The sequence below is a fragment of the Leclercia sp. G3L genome, assembly GCF_021117075.1.
GTDB classification, from domain to species: Bacteria; Pseudomonadota; Gammaproteobacteria; order Enterobacterales; family Enterobacteriaceae; genus Enterobacter; species Enterobacter adecarboxylatus_C.
This window is the reverse complement of the sequence record NZ_CP088265.1, coordinates 2,106,592-2,123,415: the sequence shown is the minus strand read 5'-3', so window position 1 is coordinate 2,123,415 and position 16,824 is coordinate 2,106,592. Positions and strand designations below refer to the sequence as shown.

Sequence of the window (16,824 nt, the reverse complement as noted above, 5' to 3'; positions counted from 1 at the left end):
CTTGATCGCAAAAACTCGTTAGAGATCAGATTCCTGGCGTTTTACTTCCTGCCATACTTCTTCCATCGCCTCAAGGTCCACGCCGGTCATTTCCAGGCCGCGGGCAGCGATAATGCGCTCCACTTCCCGGAAACGGCGTTCGAATTTGAGGTTGGCTTTTTGCAGCGCCACTTCGGCTTTGACGCCCAAATGACGTGAAAGGTTGACGGTAGCAAACAGCAGATCGCCCATCTCCTCTTCGACCTTCTCCTGATCCACCACCGCCTGCTGCGCTTCGTGCATCACTTCGTCGATCTCTTCATGGACTTTATCGAGCACCGGGCCTAATGAGGTCCAGTCAAACCCGACCGTCGAGCAGCGTTTCTGGATCTTGTGCGCGCGCATTAGCGCCGGCAGGCTTAACGGGATATCGTCCAGCGCTGAATGCTGCGATTTTTCAGCGCGTTCTGCGCTTTTGATCTGCTCCCAGCGGGCCAGCACTTCAGTACTGTTTTCAGCGGTGGCATCGCCAAAAATGTGCGTGTGGCGGCGCTCCAGCTTATCGCTGATGGCGGCACAGATATCGTTGAAATCAAAGCGTCCCTCTTCCTGGGCCATCTGGGCGTAGAACACGACCTGGAACAGCAGGTCGCCCAGCTCGCCGCGCAGATCGTCAAAATCTTCCCGGGAGATGGCATCCAGCACCTCGTAGGTCTCTTCCAGGGTGTAGGGGGCGATGGTGGCGAAAGTCTGCTCTTTATCCCACGGACAGCCGGTTTCCGGGTCGCGCAGACGTTGCATAATGCCGAGCAGGCGGTCGATTTGGGTCATGTCTTATCCTGTTAAATCGGTAATACCGGGTGGCGGCTGCGCCTTACCCGGCCTACGTGAAGCGTAGCCCCGGCAAGCAACGCGCCGCCGGGGAGAAGAATGTGCGATGGATTACCCGCCGTGCAGACGACGGGCGTCGATCACATCTGGCACCTGGTTCAGCTTGCCGAGCACCCGGCCCAGCACCTGCAGGTTATAGATTTCGATGGTCATATCGATGGTGGCGAGCTGCTGACGGGTGTCGCTGCGGCTGGCGACGCCCAGCACGTTCACCTTTTCGTTCGCCAGAATGGTGGTAATGTCGCGCAGCAGGCCGCTGCGATCGTTGGCCGAAACCCGCACTACCAGCGAATAGCCCGCAGAGTAACTCTCGCCCCACACCGCATCAACGATACGTTCGGGCGCGTGAGACTGTAAATCCTCGAGCTGATCGCAGTCCGCACGGTGGATAGAGATCCCGCGCCCCTGGGTAATAAAGCCGACGATCTCGTCACCCGGGATCGGCTGGCAGCAGCGGGCAATGTGGTGCATCAGGTTACCGACGCCTTCCACCACGACCCTGCCGTTGTCTTTTTCTTTGCTGCGGTGCTGCGGAGTGTAGCTCTTCTGCTGCAGCTGCTTCAGCGCCGCCGCATCCTGCTCCGCCGCGCTCGGTTTGTTGAACTGCGCCTGCAGGAAATTCACCATCTGGTTAAGACGAATATCCCCGCCGCCGATGGCGGCCAGCAGCTCATCCAGCTCGTTGAAGTTGTAGCGCGGCAGCAGCTGCTTTTCCGCATCTTTCAGGTGGATGCCCAGATGCTCCAGCTCGTCGTCAAGGATCTGGCGACCGGCAAGGATGTTCTTGTCACGATCCTGCTTGCGGAACCAGGCGTGGATCTTGGAGCGTCCACGGCTGGTGGTGATATAGCCCAGGTTCGGGTTCAGCCAGTCGCGGCTCGGGTTCGGCTGTTTCTGGGTGATGATGTCCACCTGATCGCCCATCTGCAGCTGATAGGTGAACGGCACGATGCGCCCGCCAATTTTGGCGCCGATGCAGCGGTGCCCCACGTCGCTATGGATATGGTAGGCGAAGTCGAGCGGCGTTGAGCCTGCCGGCAGGTCAACCACGTCGCCTTTCGGCGTAAAGACGTAGACCCGGTCGTCAAAGACCTGGCTGCGCACTTCGTCGAGCATCTCGCCGGAGTCGGCCATCTCTTCCTGCCACGCAATCAGCTTACGCAGCCAGGCGATGCGATCCTCGTGGCCGGAGCGCGCCCCGCCTGAGGTGCCCTCTTTGTACTTCCAGTGCGCGGCAACGCCCAGCTCGGACTCTTCGTGCATCTGTTTGGTGCGGATCTGGATTTCGACCGGTTTACCGCCCGGCCCCAGCACCACGGTATGGATCGACTGGTAGCCGTTCGGTTTCGGATTGGCGACGTAGTCGTCAAACTCATCCGGCATGTGGCGGAAGTGGGTATGAACAATCCCCAGCGCGGCGTAGCAGTCCTGCAAACGCTCGGCCACGATGCGCACGGCGCGCACATCAAACAGCTCATCAAAGGCGAGATGCTTTTTCTGCATTTTGCGCCAGATGCTGTAGATATGCTTCGGCCGACCGTAGACTTCGGCCTTCACGCCCTCTTCTTTCATCGACTGACGTAAGCCGCCGACAAACTCCTCGATATAGTGTTCGCGATCGATACGGCGCTCGTGCAGCAGTTTAGCGATACGTTTGTATTCCGCCGGGTGCAGATAGCGGAAGCAGTAATCTTCCAGCTCCCATTTCAGCTGCCCGATCCCCAGCCGGTTCGCCAGCGGGGCATAGATATTGGTGCACTCTTTCGCCGCCAGCACGCGTTCGTCTTCCGGCGCGTCCTTCACTTCCCGCAGATGGGCGACGCGTTCGGCAAGCTTAATAACCACGCAGCGGAAGTCATCCACCATCGCCAGCAGCATACGGCGAACGTTGTCGACCTGTTCGGAGGAGACGGAGTCGGTGTGGGTGGCCTTCAGCTGGCGGATCGCCGCCATGTCGCGCACGCCGTGGATCAGCGACACGATCGATTTACCGACGCTTTCGCGCAGCACTTCTTCGGAGACGACCTCGGCATCGGCCAGCGGGAACAGCATGGCGGCGAGCAGGGTGTCGATATCCATGCTCAGCATGGAGAGGATTTCCACCATCTCCACCCCGCGCCACAGCAGCAGCTCCGCATCGGGATGCCCCTTCGTGGTGCGCAGACAATAGGCCCAGGTTTCGGTTAAGCGTTCACACGACTGCTGGCTGGCAATCCCCAGACTTGCGATCCATTTTTGTGGGTCAAACTCACCAGCTTTATTGAGATGTGCACTTCTTACCGCAACCATTGTCCTCTCCTTTAGGGACCCTTGCCTGTCGAATTCGACAAGCCGAAATTCATCAGTTGTGTACAAACAACGCCATTGATTCCAGATGTCCAGTGTGCGGGAACATATCAAGCATAGCCAGACGCTGAATCTGGTAACCCGCCGCCAGTAATGCTTCGCTGTCCCGGGCAAGCGTCGCCGGGTTACAGGAAACATAGACCACACGTTCAGGGGCGAGTTTAATAATATGCTGCATCACGCCTGGCGCGCCTGCACGTGCCGGATCCAACAGAATCTTGTCGAAGCCGTGCGCCGCCCAGGGCTGCCGGGTGACATCCTCTTCCAGATTCTCGTGAAAAAATGTCACGTTTTGCAGCGCATTGTGAATCGCGTTGTCGCGTCCTTTCTCTACAAGCGCCGCTACACCTTCCACGCCGACCACGCTATGCGCCCGTTTTGCCAGCGGCAAAGTAAAATTGCCCATCCCGCAAAACAGATCGAGCACCCGATCTTCCGGCTGAATATCCAGCCAGGCCAGCGCTGTCGCCACCATCTGCTGGTTAACGCCGTCATTGACCTGAATGAAATCGCGCGGGCTGAACGTTAAGCGTAGCCCGTCTGAATCATACCAGGGCGTTTCACCGCTCAGTTGCTCAAGTATCTCGCTTTGTGGGGCGAGATAAAGGTCAAGCTCATGGGAATGCGAAAAGCGTTCCAGTTTTTCGCGATCTTTGGCCGAAAGCGGTGCAGTATGACGTAGTACCATCAGCGGGCCGCTGTTTGCCAGCACCAGTTCGACGTGGCCCAGGTGGCGAATACCCTGCAGGTCAGAGAGGCATTTGCGCACTTCTGGCAGCAATGCCTCAAGACGGGGCACCAGAATGGGGCACTGTTTCACATCGACGATATCGCTGGAGTTGGCTTTGCGAAAGCCCATCTCCAGACGCGCGGTTTTCGGCTGATAGTTCAGGCTCAGGCGCGCCCGGCGGCGGTAACCCCACGGCTTATCGGCAATCACCTCGTTGACGTCGTGCTTCAGCAAGCGCGCCAGGGCGTTGCTTTTGCTGCGCTCCTGCAACGCGATGCTGGCATGCTGCTGCTGGCAGCCGCCGCAGACCCCAAAATGCGGACAGCGCGGCGTCTCGCGTTGCGGGCTGTCGTTGAGGCGGCGTTTTACCTGCCCGCGCGCGTACTGACGTTTCTCTTCCGTCAGGGCGATCTCCGCACGTTCGTCGGGCAGCAGGCCGGGAATAAACAAGGCCTTACCATTATGGCGCGCCACCCCCTGACCGAAGGGGTCGAGGTCTGTCACATCAACAGTTATGATCTGACGCGTCGTCACGCGCCGCTTTGCAGAGTAGAATTGCGCCATTGCCGGGTATTTTCTCAAATGAACATATTGACTCTAATTGTCCCATAACGGAACTCCATGACCAACTACAGCCTGCGTGCGCGCATGATGATTTTGATCCTCGCCCCTACCGTACTCATTGGTTTACTGCTGAGTACCTTCTTTGTGGTGCACCGTTATAACGACCTGCAGCGCCAGCTTGAGGATGCCGGAGCCAGCATTATTGAACCGCTGGCGGTGTCCAGCGAGTACGGTATGACCCTGCAAAATCGCGAGTCTATTGGCCAGCTCATTAGCATCCTGCACCGCCGTCATTCGGATATTGTGCGGGCGATCTCGGTCTATGACCAACATAATCGCCTGTTTGTGACCTCCAATATCCAGCAGGACCCCGGTACGCTGAAGCTCCCGGCCGGTATGCCCTTCCCGGCGCGGCTGAGCGTGATCCGCCAGGACGAGAAGATGATCCTGCGCACGCCAATCATCTCGGAAAGCTATTCACCGGATGAATCTGCCGGGTCGGATGCCAAGCCCAATAACAACATGCTGGGATATGTGGCGCTGGAGCTGGATCTCAAGTCCGTGCGGCTGCAGCAGTACAGGGAAATTTTTATCTCCACGGTGATGATGCTGTTTTGTATCGGCATTGCGCTTATTTTCGGCTGGCGTCTGATGCGCGACGTGACCAGTCCGATCCGCAACATGGTAAATACTGTTGACCGTATCCGTCGGGGCCAGCTCGACAGCCGCGTCGAAGGCTTTATGCTGGGCGAGCTGGATATGCTGAAAAATGGCATCAACTCGATGGCCATGTCGCTGGCGGCCTACCATGAGGAGATGCAGCATAACGTCGATCAGGCCACCTCCGACCTGCGTGAAACCCTTGAGCAGATGGAGATCCAGAACGTCGAGCTGGATCTGGCCAAAAAGCGCGCCCAGGAAGCGGCCCGCATTAAATCGGAGTTTCTGGCCAACATGTCCCATGAGCTGCGCACCCCGCTCAACGGCGTGATTGGCTTTACCCGCCTGACCCTGAAGACCGAACTCAACCCGACCCAGCGCGACCATCTGCATACCATTGAACGTTCGGCCAACAACCTGCTGGCGATCATCAATGACGTGCTGGACTTCTCCAAGCTCGAAGCGGGTAAACTGATTCTGGAGAGCATCCCGTTCCCGCTGCGTAACACGCTGGATGAGGTGGTCACCCTGCTGGCACACTCCTCCCACGACAAGGGGCTGGAACTGACGCTGAACATTAAGAATGATGTGCCGGATAACGTGATTGGCGACCCGCTGCGCCTGCAGCAGGTGATCACCAACCTGGTGGGCAACGCCATCAAGTTCACCGAGAGCGGCAACATTGACGTGCTGGTCGAAAAACGCGCCATCAGCAATACCAAGGTACAGCTTGAAGTGCAGATCCGTGATACCGGTATTGGGATCCCGGAACGCGATCAGTCCCGGCTGTTCCAGGCCTTCCGTCAGGCCGACGCCAGCATTTCCCGACGCCATGGCGGCACCGGTCTGGGGCTGGTGATCACCCAGAAACTGGTTAACGAGATGGGGGGCGATATCTCCTTCCATAGCCAGCCTAACCGGGGATCGACCTTCTGGTTCCATATCAACCTCGACCTGAATCCGAATGTCCTGACCGATCGATCGGCGATGGATTGTCTACAGGGTAAACGGCTGGCGTACGTGGAGGCCAATACCGCCGCCGCGCAAAGTACGCTGGACGTGTTAAGCACCACCCCGCTGGAGGTGATCTACAGTCCGGCGTTCTCCGCGCTGCCGTTTGACCATTACGACATTCTGCTGATGGGCATCCCGGTGACCTTTACCGGCGAGCTGACCATGCAGCAGGAGCGGCTGGCAAAAGCGGCCTCGATGACCGATTACCTGCTGCTGGCCCTGCCGTGCCATGCGCAGATCAACGCCGAAGAGCTTAAACATGACGGGGCGGCCGCCTGTCTGCTGAAACCGCTCACCGCCACGCGCCTGCTGCCAACCCTGACCGAATACTGCCGTCTGAACCATTACGCCGCACCAATCGTTAGCGATGAGAGCAAGCTGCCGATGACCGTGATGGCGGTGGATGACAACCCAGCCAACCTGAAGCTGATTGGCGCCCTGCTGGAGGATCAGGTCCAGCATGTCGAACTTTGCGAGAGTGGCCTACAGGCCGTTGAGCGGGCGAGGCAGATGCAGTTTGATCTGATCATGATGGATATTCAGATGCCTGGCATGGACGGGATCCGCGCCTGCGAGCTGATTCGCCAACTGCCCCATCAGCAGCTAACCCCGGTGATCGCCGTGACTGCGCATGCGATGGCGGGCCAGAAAGAGAAGTTATTAAGCGCCGGGATGAACGACTATCTGGCAAAACCGATAGAAGAAGAGAAGCTGCACAGCCTGCTGCTGCGTTACAAGCCCGGTCCGGCGACAGGCAACTGGATCGCCCCTCCGGAAGCCGCCGGGAGCCAGGTTAGCGTCAGTGCCACCCTCGACTGGCAGCTGGCGCTGCGTCAGGCGGCGGGCAAAAATGACCTCGCGCGGGAGATGCTGCAGATGCTGGTGGCCTTCCTGCCGGAGATCCGCAATAAAGTGGAAGAGCAGCTGGTGGGTGAAAACCCGGAAGATCTTGTCGAGGCGATCCATAAGCTGCACGGCAGCTGCGGATACAGTGGCGTGCCGCGCCTGAAAAATCTGTGTCATTTACTGGAGCAGCAGCTGCGTTCCGGGACGCCGGAAAGCGAGCTTGAGCCGGAGTTTCTGGAGCTGCTGGATGAGATGGATAACGTCACACGGGAAGCGATGAAGGTGCTGGGGTCGTAAGTCCCCCCCTCACTCTAACCCTCTCCCTAAAGGGGAGAGGGAATAAACATCAGAGGCTACACATTCATCCCCACCTTCAACACCGCCGCTATATTTCTCGCTGCCATCCGCACGTTTTCTGCGGCGTCTTCCAGCGCCTCTTCAAGCGTGCAGATGGTGTAGATCACGCTGAACACCGCGTCTATACCATGATCGTGCACCACGCCGACATCCGCCGTGAGGCTACCTGCCAGACCAATCACCGGTTTATTGTGGCGTTTCGCAATCTTTGCCACTCCCACCGGGACTTTGCCATGAATGGTCTGACTGTCGATTCGCCCTTCCCCGGTGATCACCAGATCGGCGTCGGCCACCTGGCTGTCGAGGTTGAGCGCATCGGTTACGATCTCAATGCCCTGGCGCAGCTGTGCGCCGCAAAAAGCGTATAACGCCGCGCCCATACCGCCTGCGGCACCGCCGCCGGCCAGGCCGAGCACGTCAACGTCGAGGTCGCGGGCAATGATGCGGGCATACTGCGTCAGCGCGCCGTCGAGGCGCGTAATCATCTCCGGCGTTGCCCCTTTCTGCGGGCCAAACACGGCACTTGCGCCATTGTTTCCGGTCAGCGGGTTAGTAACGTCGCAGGCCACTTCAATGCGGCACGCTGCCAGCCGCTTATCCAGACCGCTGATGTCGATGCGCGCCAGCTTTTCCAGCTCGCCGCCGCCAGCACCAATGGCGTTCCCCTGCTCGTCCAGCAGCTTCGCGCCCAGCGCCTGCACCATCCCTGCCCCACCATCGTTAGTGGCGCTGCCGCCAATGCCAATGATGATATGTTTTACACCCGCATCCAGCGCATGGCGGATCAGCTCCCCGGTTCCCCAGGAGGTGGTTTTCAGCGGATTACGCTGGGCCGGAGGCACCAGCTCCAGACCACTGGCTGCCGCCATCTCGATAAACGCGCTTTTACCATCACCGGAGCGGCCATAAAAACCGTCAACATGCCCGCCGAGCGGCCCCGTTACCCGCACCTGAATAATGTCTCCCTGGGTGGCAGCAACCATTGCTTCCACGGTGCCTTCACCGCCATCGGCGACCGGCAGTTTGACGTACTCTGCCGTGGGGAAAATCTCGCAAAATCCCTGCTCTATTGCCGTCGCCACAGCCAGGGCACTCAGGCTCTCTTTATAAGAGTCCGGTGCGATAACTATTTTCATAAGCCGTCCTTACGCATGTTGACTACCATAAGCATACACCCGTCACGCAAGAGAAAATGCCGACTCCCGCAGGAACCGGCACCGGACTTAACGCACCATGCAAGGGCGTTTGTTGTTGAAAGTCCACTCCGGGATCAGGTACTGCATCGCCATCGCGTCGTCGCGCGCGCCAAGACCGTGTTGCAGATACAGCTCGTGCGCCTTCATCACCTGATCCATGTCCAGTTCAACGCCCAGGCCTGGCGTGGTCGGCACCTTCACCATCCCACCCTTGATTTCGAACGGCTGTTTGGTCAGGCGCTGGTTGCCCTCCTGCCAGATCCAGTGGGTGTCGATAGCGGTGATATTGCCCGGCGCGGCCGCAGCCACATGGGTGAACATCGCCAGTGAGATATCGAAATGGTTGTTTGAGTGCGAGCCCCAGGTCAGGCCAAACTCGTGGCACATCTGGGCCACACGTACCGAACCCTGCATGGTCCAGAAGTGCGGATCCGCCAGCGGAATGTCGACCGACTGCAGGGAGAGGGTATGACCCATCTGACGCCAGTCGGTGGCAATCATGTTGGTGGCGGTTGGCAGACCGGTGGCGCGGCGGAACTCGGCCATCACTTCACGACCGGAGAAGCCCTGCTCGGCGCCGCACGGATCTTCCGCATAGGCCAGCACGCCCTTCAGGCGCTTACCGATGCGGATCGCCTCTTCCAGCGACCAGGCCCCGTTTGGATCGAGGGTGACGCGCGCCTGCGGGAAGCGTTTCGCCAGGGCGATGATAGATTCAGCTTCCTCTTCACCAGCCAGCACGCCGCCTTTCAGTTTGAAATCGTTAAAGCCGTACTTCTCATAGGCCGCTTCTGCCAGACGGACAACCGCGTCCGGGGTCATCGCTTCTTCATGGCGCAGACGATACCAGTCGCACTGCTCATCCGGCTGGCTCTGGTACGGCAGCGGGGTCAGCTTGCGGTTGCCGACGAAGAACAGGTAGCCCAGCATCTCGACTTCAGTACGCTGCTGCCCGTCACCCAGCAGTGACGCCACGTTGACGCCAAGGTGCTGGCCCAGCAGGTCGAGCATTGCGGCTTCAATGCCGGTGACCACATGAATAGTGGTACGCAGGTCAAAGGTCTGCAGGCCGCGACCGCTCGCATCACGGTCGGCAAACTCATTACGTACGGCATTGAGAATGTTTTTGTAGGCCCCCAGGGTTTTGCCTACCACCAGCGGGATCGCATCCTCCAGCGTTTTGCGGATCTTTTCGCCGCCCGGGATTTCACCCACGCCGGTATGGCCTGAGTTGTCTTTGATAATCACAATATTACGGGTGAAGAACGGGGCATGGGCCCCACTCAGGTTCATCAGCATACTGTCATGGCCGGCAACCGGAATGATCTGCATGGAAGTGACAACAGGCGTAGTAAATGTACTCATAATTCAATCCTTTAATCAGTGACGACCAAACGCCGGGCGTTTACGGTCAAATGTCCAGCCGGGGATAAGGTACTGCATCGGGCCTGCGTCATTACGCGCGCCGCCAGGCAGTTTCTTATAGGCTTCGTGGGCTTTGTGGATCTGATCCCAGTCAAGCTCCACGCCAAGCCCCGGTGCATCCGGTACGGCAATCTTGCCGTGTTTAATTTCCAGTGGATTTTTGGTCAGGCGCGCTTCGCCTTCCTGCCAGATCCAGTGGGTGTCGATAGCCGTTGGCGTGCCGGGTGCGGCGGCGCCGACATGGGTAAACATCGCCAGCGAGATATCGAAGTGGTTATTAGAGTGGCAACCCCAGGTTAAGCCCCAGTCGTCGCACAGCTGAGCCACACGAACCGCGCCGGAGAGGGTCCAGAAGTGCGGATCGGCCAGCGGGATATCCACCGAATTCAGCATCACCGCATGGCCCATTTCGCGCCAGTTGGTGGCGATCATATTGGTGGCGACCGGCAGGCCGGTGGCGCGGCGAAACTCCGCCATCACCTCACGGCCGGAGAAGCCCTGCTCGGCGCCGCACGGATCTTCGGCGTAGGTCAGGACATCGCCCAGGCCTTTGCACAACGCGATGGCCTCATCCAGCAGCCAGGCGCCGTTGGGGTCGACGGTAATACGCGCATCCGGGAAGCGTTTTTTCAGAGCACGGGCGCTCTCGATCTCCTGCTCGCCCGGCAGCACGCCGCCTTTCAGTTTGAAATCTTTAAAGCCGTAGCGATCCTGGGCCGCTTCCGCCAGACGCACCACCGCCTCGCTGGAGAGCGCCTCCTGATGGCGCAGGTGATACCAGTCGTGGCTACCCGGCGAACGTTCCAGATAGGGCAGATCGGTTTTGGTGCGATCGCCCAGGTAGAAGAGATAGCCCAGCACGGTGACCGCATCGCGCTGTTTGCCCGGGCCGAGCAGTTCGCACACCGGCACGTTCAACGCTTTGCCGAGCAGATCCAGCAGCGCCGCTTCCAGCGCCGCCACGGCATTCACCCGCAGTTCAAATGTCCAGGCACCTTTGCCAAAGGTATCGAAATCGGCAGACTGGTTGCCCTTGTGCACGCGCTGGACCACTTTATTCAGCCGCGCCACCTCCTGACCCACCACCTGCGGGATGGCATCCACCAGGGTCTGGTAGATCACCTCGCCGCCGGGGGCTTCCCCGACGCCGGTATTCCCGGCGTTATCGGTCAGCACCACGATATTGCGGGTAAACCAGGCGTTATGCGCGCCGCCGATGTTCAGCAGCATGCTGTCCTGACCGGCAACCGGGATAACCTTCATTTCGGTTACAACAGGGCTCGATTGCATACTCATTATGAACGCTCCGCGACAGGTTTCAGTTCGATACGTTTGATATCACCCACCAGCACCAGGTAGCTCAGTACCGCCACCAGGGCGTGGACACCTACGTAGATCAGCGCTCCGTTGAACGACCCGGTGGTGCCGACGATATAACCAATGGCAATCGGAGTGACGATCCCGGAGATGTTGCCGAACATGTTGAACAGACCGCCGCTCAGGCCGCTGATCTCTTTCGGCGCTGTATCCGCCATCACCGCCCAGCCCAGCGCCCCAATCCCTTTACCGAAGAAGGCCATCGCCATAAAGCCGATAATCATCCATTCGGCATCAACGTAGTTACACACCACCATCGACATAGAGAGCAGCATACCCAGCACGATCGGCGTTTTACGGGCAATATTCAGAGAGCCGGTACGACGCATCAGCCAGTCGGAAATCACCCCACCTAACACGCCGCCGACAAAGCCGCAGATCGCCGGAACAGAGGCCACAAACCCGGCTTTCAGAATCGACATGCCGCGCGCCTGAACCAGATAGACCGGGAACCAGGTGATAAAGAAGTAGGTTAAGGCGTTGATGCAGTACTGACCGAGGTAGATCCCCACCATCATACGGGAGCCAACCAGCTGTTTAATCTGGCCCCACTTGTGGCTGAACGGTACTTTCTCTTTGCTTTTGGCCTGATCCATGTTGATCAGCGCGCCGCCTGCGGCGATGTAATCCAGCTCTTTCTGGTTTACGCCCGGATGCTGGTTCGGCTCATGGATCACTTTCAGCCAGACAAAGCTAATTACGATACCCAGCCCGCCCATAAAGAAGAACACGTGTGACCAGCCCACTTCGTGGGTCAGCCAGCCCATGATTGGGGCGAAGATGACGGTCGCGAAGTATTGCGCGGAGTTAAAAATGGACACCGCCGTTCCCCTCTCCTGCGCCGGGAACCAGGCTGCCACTATGCGGCTATTACCCGGGAAGGAAGGCGCCTCTGCCAGCCCGACCAGGAAGCGCAGGGTAAAGAGCGCGACAATGATGCCAAAGCCGTTAAAGATATCGACGAAGCCCTGTAACAGGGTAAACATGGACCAGATAAAGATGGACCAGAAGTAGACGCGTTTTGAACCGAAGCGATCGAGCAACCAACCGCCAGGGATTTGGCCGATAACATAGGCCCATGAAAATGCCGAGAAAACATACCCCATACCGACCGGATCCAGACCGATATCTTTTGCCATTTCGGAACCGGCAATCGACAGCGTGGCGCGGTCGCCATAGTTAAAGGATGTGACGATAAACAGCATCACCACTATCCAATAGCGGGCATTGGTACGCTTTTCAGCGCTGCTCGCCGCCTGGCTTAATGTACTCATTCTTGCACTCCTGAATCATAGCATTTCCGCTACGTTCATTCTGAACAGCACACCTGTAGGGTAATCAGAATGACGTGTATGTGTTTTTGCAGTTTTGAACGTTGAGGTCTTTTGCCTTACCGACTGCATTTTTATTAACTGGCGGAAAAAGTATAAGAAAGGATCAAGACCCCTCTCACCGTGCAACAACACAACATTGGTACACCGCTGTGCGGTTGTTTGTGGCAAAAGCCCAGGAGAATGGAAGAGACTTCACGGAAATGAAAACTGCACGCCGGTAAACGGCACGCTGGCGGCAGGGATTGACGGGAGTGTGAAACAGGTCGCTTGACGCAGTGAAAATGCCTGCCAATACCCGCTATTAATGTACGGAATTACGGGCGATTGCCCAATGCTTACTCGATTCAGTGCCCTTACACTGGCTGTAAGGTCGCTTTGTTAACTGGCAACGGGTTCTGGCCCTCCGCAGCAGGGAGGGCCAGAACTTATTTTAACAATGTACCCCACTGTTCAACCCAGGGGTTGGCTTCGCTTTCGGGCTCAGGATGTTCAGAGGCATCGATCATCAGCACTTCCCCCACGCGCTGAGCACTTTGCTCCTGTAACAGGGCGTCGAACTGCTTGCCGCCACCACAGAAGTTCGCATACGTGCTGTCACCCAGCGCGATGATGCCGTAGCGCATCTCCGGTTGATAACCCAGCTTGTCTTTGATGCCCTGGAACAGCGGTACGATACTGTCCGGCAGATCGCCCTGCCCGGTTGTCGAGGTGACCACCAGCGTATACTGGCCCTGGTATTTTTCCCAGTCGGCAAGTTCGGGATCTTCATAGACCGTGGCTTTATGGCCCATTCCCGCAAGAATAGCTTCGGCCTCTTCGGCCACCAGCAGCGAATTGCCATACATCGTGCCGACAAAAATTCCGACTACAGCCATGGTTTACTCCCTCAATGAATGCAATTAACGTTCATCCTGAACGTTGGCGGGATCAAACTCAACCCTTTCATTTTCGGGGAGTTGCCCGCACCAGCCAAAGTGTGACAGCGCCTGCATCCAAACCGGATCAAGCCCGGCCCGGATCGTCAGCGGCTCGCCGGTAAACGGATGCACCAGGCTCAGCTGGCTGGCGTGCAACATCAGACGGTTGCAGCCAAAATGCTCCGCCGCGCTGCGGTTCTGCCGCAGATCGCCGTGCTTGCTGTCGCCGATAATCGGATGGCGCAGATGGGAAAGGTGACGTCGAAGCTGGTGCTTCCGCCCGGTTTTTGGCTCCAGTTCGACCAGGCTGTAGCGCGTGGTCGGGAACTTGCTGATAGCGACAGGCAGTTCGGTGGTTGCCAGACCACGATAGTCCGTCACCGCGGGCTGTGGGCCTCTATCATCGCGGGCATATTTATCGGCGATTTTATCCAGCTCTTCGACCAGCGGATAATCGAGCGTCGCGGCCTCGGTCAGCCAGCCCCGGACAATCGCATGGTAGCGTTTCTGGATCTGATGCTGCTCGAACTGCTGCGACAGGCGTCGTCCGGCCTCGCTGGAGAGCCCCATTAGCAGCACGCCTGAGGTCGGTCTGTCGAGACGGTGGGCGGTAAAGACATGCTGACCAATCTGATCGCGCACCGTCTGCATCACCACCACTTTTTCATCGCGATCGAGCCAGCTCCGGTGCACCAGCCAGCCGGAAGGTTTATTGACCGCAACCAGCCACTCATCCTGATAAAGGATCTCAATCATGCTTCATCGCCAAAGAGCGTGTCCAGCGCCAGCAATGCCGCCAGCACCGCGTCGCGTGACGGATGGGCAGCGTCCAGCGCCATTTCATAATAAGGCGCGACGGCAAAGTTTTGCGGCAGCGGATGTCCACCCTCAATCAGGGCATGCATGCGGGGAATAAGCACCCATTGCAGCCACTCAAACGGCTCCAGGGTGTCCATGCAGAAAGGTTGCGTGCTCTCAAACGCGTCAGGCTGCGGCGCCGCCTCCTGCCACAGTTGATGATCGCGCATTAAAGCTTCGATGGCGTGCAGCTGCGCGCGCACATGGTCGTGATGCGTCATGAAAACCTCAACTGAAAATCTGAACGGCGGGCAGCATAGCAAAGACCACGCAGAAATAAAAAAAGGGAGCACTGTAAAAACAGTGCTCCCGGTTCGTTTCGCAGCAATCCAGCTACTTTTAGTGCTCCCTGCTCATCCGTGACAACTTTTCCTCTGACCCGAAGGTCTGGTCTTCCCTCGACCACTGCATCCTGCGCACATCATCCTGATGTGACGGTTTCATCCTGAAACGTCCTGGCCTTCCTGACCCACCGGACATCCTTACCGGCTCTCATTCTCCGTCCTGGAGGTGTCCTTCACGCATCCTGCGTTATCCTTTTGCTTCGTCCTGAAGCCTTCCCTGTAACGCCTTCCTGACGTGTCCTACGTTAAGAAACGCCATCATCCTGATGTTCGTTTCTCGTGTCGGCTTCCTGTCGACGGACATAGAATCCCCTATTCCGCTTCGTCTTACAAGGCACTCCGTAAGCTAAATTAAACAGATGTTACATCTTATTACTGCCAGATTCTTACTCAACAAGCTGATAATTAATGAGTTATCTGGCAGCATAATATGTTGCGCGTATCGGTTATTACGGTGATCTCTTACAAGCTTTGTAAGAGATCTCTCACACGCGCAGTAGTATTCAGGATTACACGACGGGATGCAGTTGCTTGAGGAAATCCGTAAGGGAAGCAGAGAGGAACTGGCGTTTCTGCGTGCCCAGCGTCTCTTTTACCACGTTCCCCGTGAGGTTGCAGACAGAGAGGATATCCATTTCGCTGTCGAGGGTGGCGATAAAGAGCGTTGGCGATAGCTTCAGGCGCTTCTGGGTCACAAGATGCCCAATCAGGTTCTCCTGCACGCGCAGCAAATCCTCTTCACTCCAGGTTTGCAGCAGAGTCAGCATCTCGTTATCAAAGCGAGCGCACATATCCCCGGCAAACTGTGTGGTATAGAACGCGTGGACCGCAGGTTGTACCACAATGTCCATTGCGCGTTCAATCGCCTTTACATTCTGCTCTGCGGTAAACGGCTGGGGCTGCCAGATCACGGTATCCCCGGAAGAGGTGATAATACAGGGCGAAGGGACGCCATACAGCGCCTCGCTTTGCGGCCATGTCCCTTTCTGTTCATGCCAGGCGTCACAGTAACGCGCCGTAAACGCGGTTAAGGCAGCAGCAGTCTCTTTATCCACCGGTTTCTCTCTTCATATAAGCCAGGATACACTCAGCTGCATAGTTTACCTTTAAAGTGACAACGAAACATGTCTTACGAAAATCATGATGCCTTATCAGGCTTAACCCTGGGCAAAACCACCGCCTATCGCGACACCTATGACGCCAGCCTGTTACAGGGGGTACCTCGCAGTCTTAACCGCGATCCGCTGGGGCTGAAGGCCGATAGCCTGCCCTTTCACGGCGGTGATATCTGGACGCTGTATGAGCTCTCCTGGCTTAACGCCCGCGGCTTACCGCAGGTGGCGGTGGGCCACGTTGAGCTGGATTACACCAGCGTCAATCTGGTGGAGTCTAAAAGCTTCAAGCTCTACCTCAACAGCTTCAACCAGACGCGCTTTGAGAGCTGGGAAGCGGTGCAGCGCACGCTGGAACGCGACCTGAGCGCCTGCGCGCAGGGGAAAGTAACCGTTGCCCTCTACCGCATTGACGAGCTGGAAGGCCAGCCGATCGCCCACTTCCACGGCACCTGCATTGACGATCAGGAGATCGAAATCGACAACTACCAGTTTGATACCGCCTGGCTGGAAAACGCCGCCAGCGGCAACCTGGTAGAAGAGACGCTGGTCAGCCACCTGCTGAAATCCAACTGCCTTATCACCCATCAGCCTGACTGGGGTTCGGTACAGATCCAGTATCGCGGCGCGAAAATCGATCGCGAGAAGCTGCTACGCTACCTGGTCTCCTTCCGTAACCACAATGAGTTCCACGAGCAGTGCGTGGAGCGCATCTTTAACGACATTCTGCATTTCTGCCAGCCAGAGACGCTGAGCGTTTACGCCCGCTATACCCGCCGTGGCGGACTGGATATCAATCCGTGGCGCAGCAACGGCGATTTTGTTCCGGCGATCGGTCGTTTAGTCCGTCAGTAAGATAAATAAATTCACAATA

13 protein-coding genes are annotated in these 16,824 nt (G+C 57.7%); 2 read left to right on the top strand and 11 right to left on the bottom strand.

From position 1 onward, the window contains the following. Nucleotides 1-18 precede the first annotated feature (18 nt). The 3 genes from mazG to rlmD all read right to left on the bottom strand — a co-directional run bounded on the left by mazG (nt 19) and on the right by rlmD (nt 4,510). Complete coding sequence (mazG, locus tag LRS40_RS11630; RefSeq protein ID WP_231313744.1) at nt 19-810, bottom strand: nucleoside triphosphate pyrophosphohydrolase; 792 nt, start codon at nt 808-810, stop codon at nt 19-21. A gap of 111 nt (nt 811-921) precedes the next feature. Further along, a complete protein-coding gene (gene relA / locus LRS40_RS11625) occupies nt 922-3,159 on the bottom strand; it encodes a GTP diphosphokinase (protein ID WP_231313743.1) in 2,238 nt (745 codons plus the stop codon). A gap of 52 nt (nt 3,160-3,211) precedes the next feature. Continuing rightward, nucleotides 3,212-4,510 (bottom strand): 23S rRNA (uracil(1939)-C(5))-methyltransferase RlmD, encoded by a 1,299-nt coding sequence (gene rlmD, locus LRS40_RS11620; protein ID WP_231313742.1) that lies wholly within the window; start codon nt 4,508-4,510, stop codon nt 3,212-3,214. 57 nt (nt 4,511-4,567) lie between these two features. Here rlmD and barA point away from each other — a divergent pair, with 57 nt between their 5' ends. Continuing rightward, the gene (gene barA, locus LRS40_RS11615; RefSeq protein ID WP_231313741.1) at nt 4,568-7,327 is read left to right on the top strand and encodes a two-component sensor histidine kinase BarA; all 2,760 of its coding nucleotides are present in this window, start codon (nt 4,568-4,570) and stop codon (nt 7,325-7,327) included. Between the two features lie 56 nt (nt 7,328-7,383). On the opposite strand, the gene LRS40_RS11610 is transcribed toward barA, so the two are convergent. The 8 genes from LRS40_RS11610 to syd form a co-directional block, all read right to left on the bottom strand. After that, nucleotides 7,384-8,523 (bottom strand): glycerate kinase, encoded by a 1,140-nt coding sequence (locus LRS40_RS11610; protein WP_156264544.1) that lies wholly within the window; start codon nt 8,521-8,523, stop codon nt 7,384-7,386. An 87-nt stretch (nt 8,524-8,610) separates the two neighbouring features. Then, entirely contained in the window at nt 8,611-9,951 is a 1,341-nt protein-coding gene (gudD, locus tag LRS40_RS11605; RefSeq protein ID WP_231313883.1) for a glucarate dehydratase, read from the bottom strand. A gap of 12 nt (nt 9,952-9,963) precedes the next feature. Further along, nucleotides 9,964-11,304, bottom strand: coding sequence for an enolase C-terminal domain-like protein (locus LRS40_RS11600; protein ID WP_142486940.1), 1,341 nt, complete (start codon nt 11,302-11,304; stop codon nt 9,964-9,966). Next, nucleotides 11,304-12,659: a galactarate/glucarate/glycerate transporter GudP gene (gene gudP, locus LRS40_RS11595; RefSeq protein ID WP_142486941.1), complete on the bottom strand. Its 1,356-nt coding sequence runs from the start codon at nt 12,657-12,659 to the stop codon at nt 11,304-11,306. The genes LRS40_RS11600 and gudP overlap by 1 nt, the downstream gene beginning before the upstream one ends. Nucleotides 12,660-13,144: 485 nt before the next feature. Beyond that, entirely contained in the window at nt 13,145-13,594 is a 450-nt protein-coding gene (locus LRS40_RS11590; protein WP_231313740.1) for a flavodoxin, read from the bottom strand. 24 nt (nt 13,595-13,618) lie between these two features. After that, complete coding sequence (truC, locus tag LRS40_RS11585; protein ID WP_231313739.1) at nt 13,619-14,392, bottom strand: tRNA pseudouridine(65) synthase TruC; 774 nt, start codon at nt 14,390-14,392, stop codon at nt 13,619-13,621. Continuing rightward, on the bottom strand, nt 14,389-14,715 hold the full coding sequence (locus LRS40_RS11580) for a YqcC family protein (RefSeq protein ID WP_142486944.1): 327 nt from the start codon (nt 14,713-14,715) through the stop codon (nt 14,389-14,391). The genes truC and LRS40_RS11580 overlap by 4 nt, the downstream gene beginning before the upstream one ends. A 632-nt stretch (nt 14,716-15,347) precedes the next feature. Then, on the bottom strand, nt 15,348-15,893 hold the full coding sequence (gene syd, locus LRS40_RS11575; protein ID WP_156264549.1) for a SecY-interacting protein: 546 nt from the start codon (nt 15,891-15,893) through the stop codon (nt 15,348-15,350). 69 nt (nt 15,894-15,962) lie between these two features. Here syd and queF point away from each other — a divergent pair, with 69 nt between their 5' ends. Beyond that, entirely contained in the window at nt 15,963-16,805 is an 843-nt protein-coding gene (gene queF, locus LRS40_RS11570; protein ID WP_156264550.1) for an NADPH-dependent 7-cyano-7-deazaguanine reductase QueF, read from the top strand. Nucleotides 16,806-16,824 lie beyond the last annotated feature (19 nt).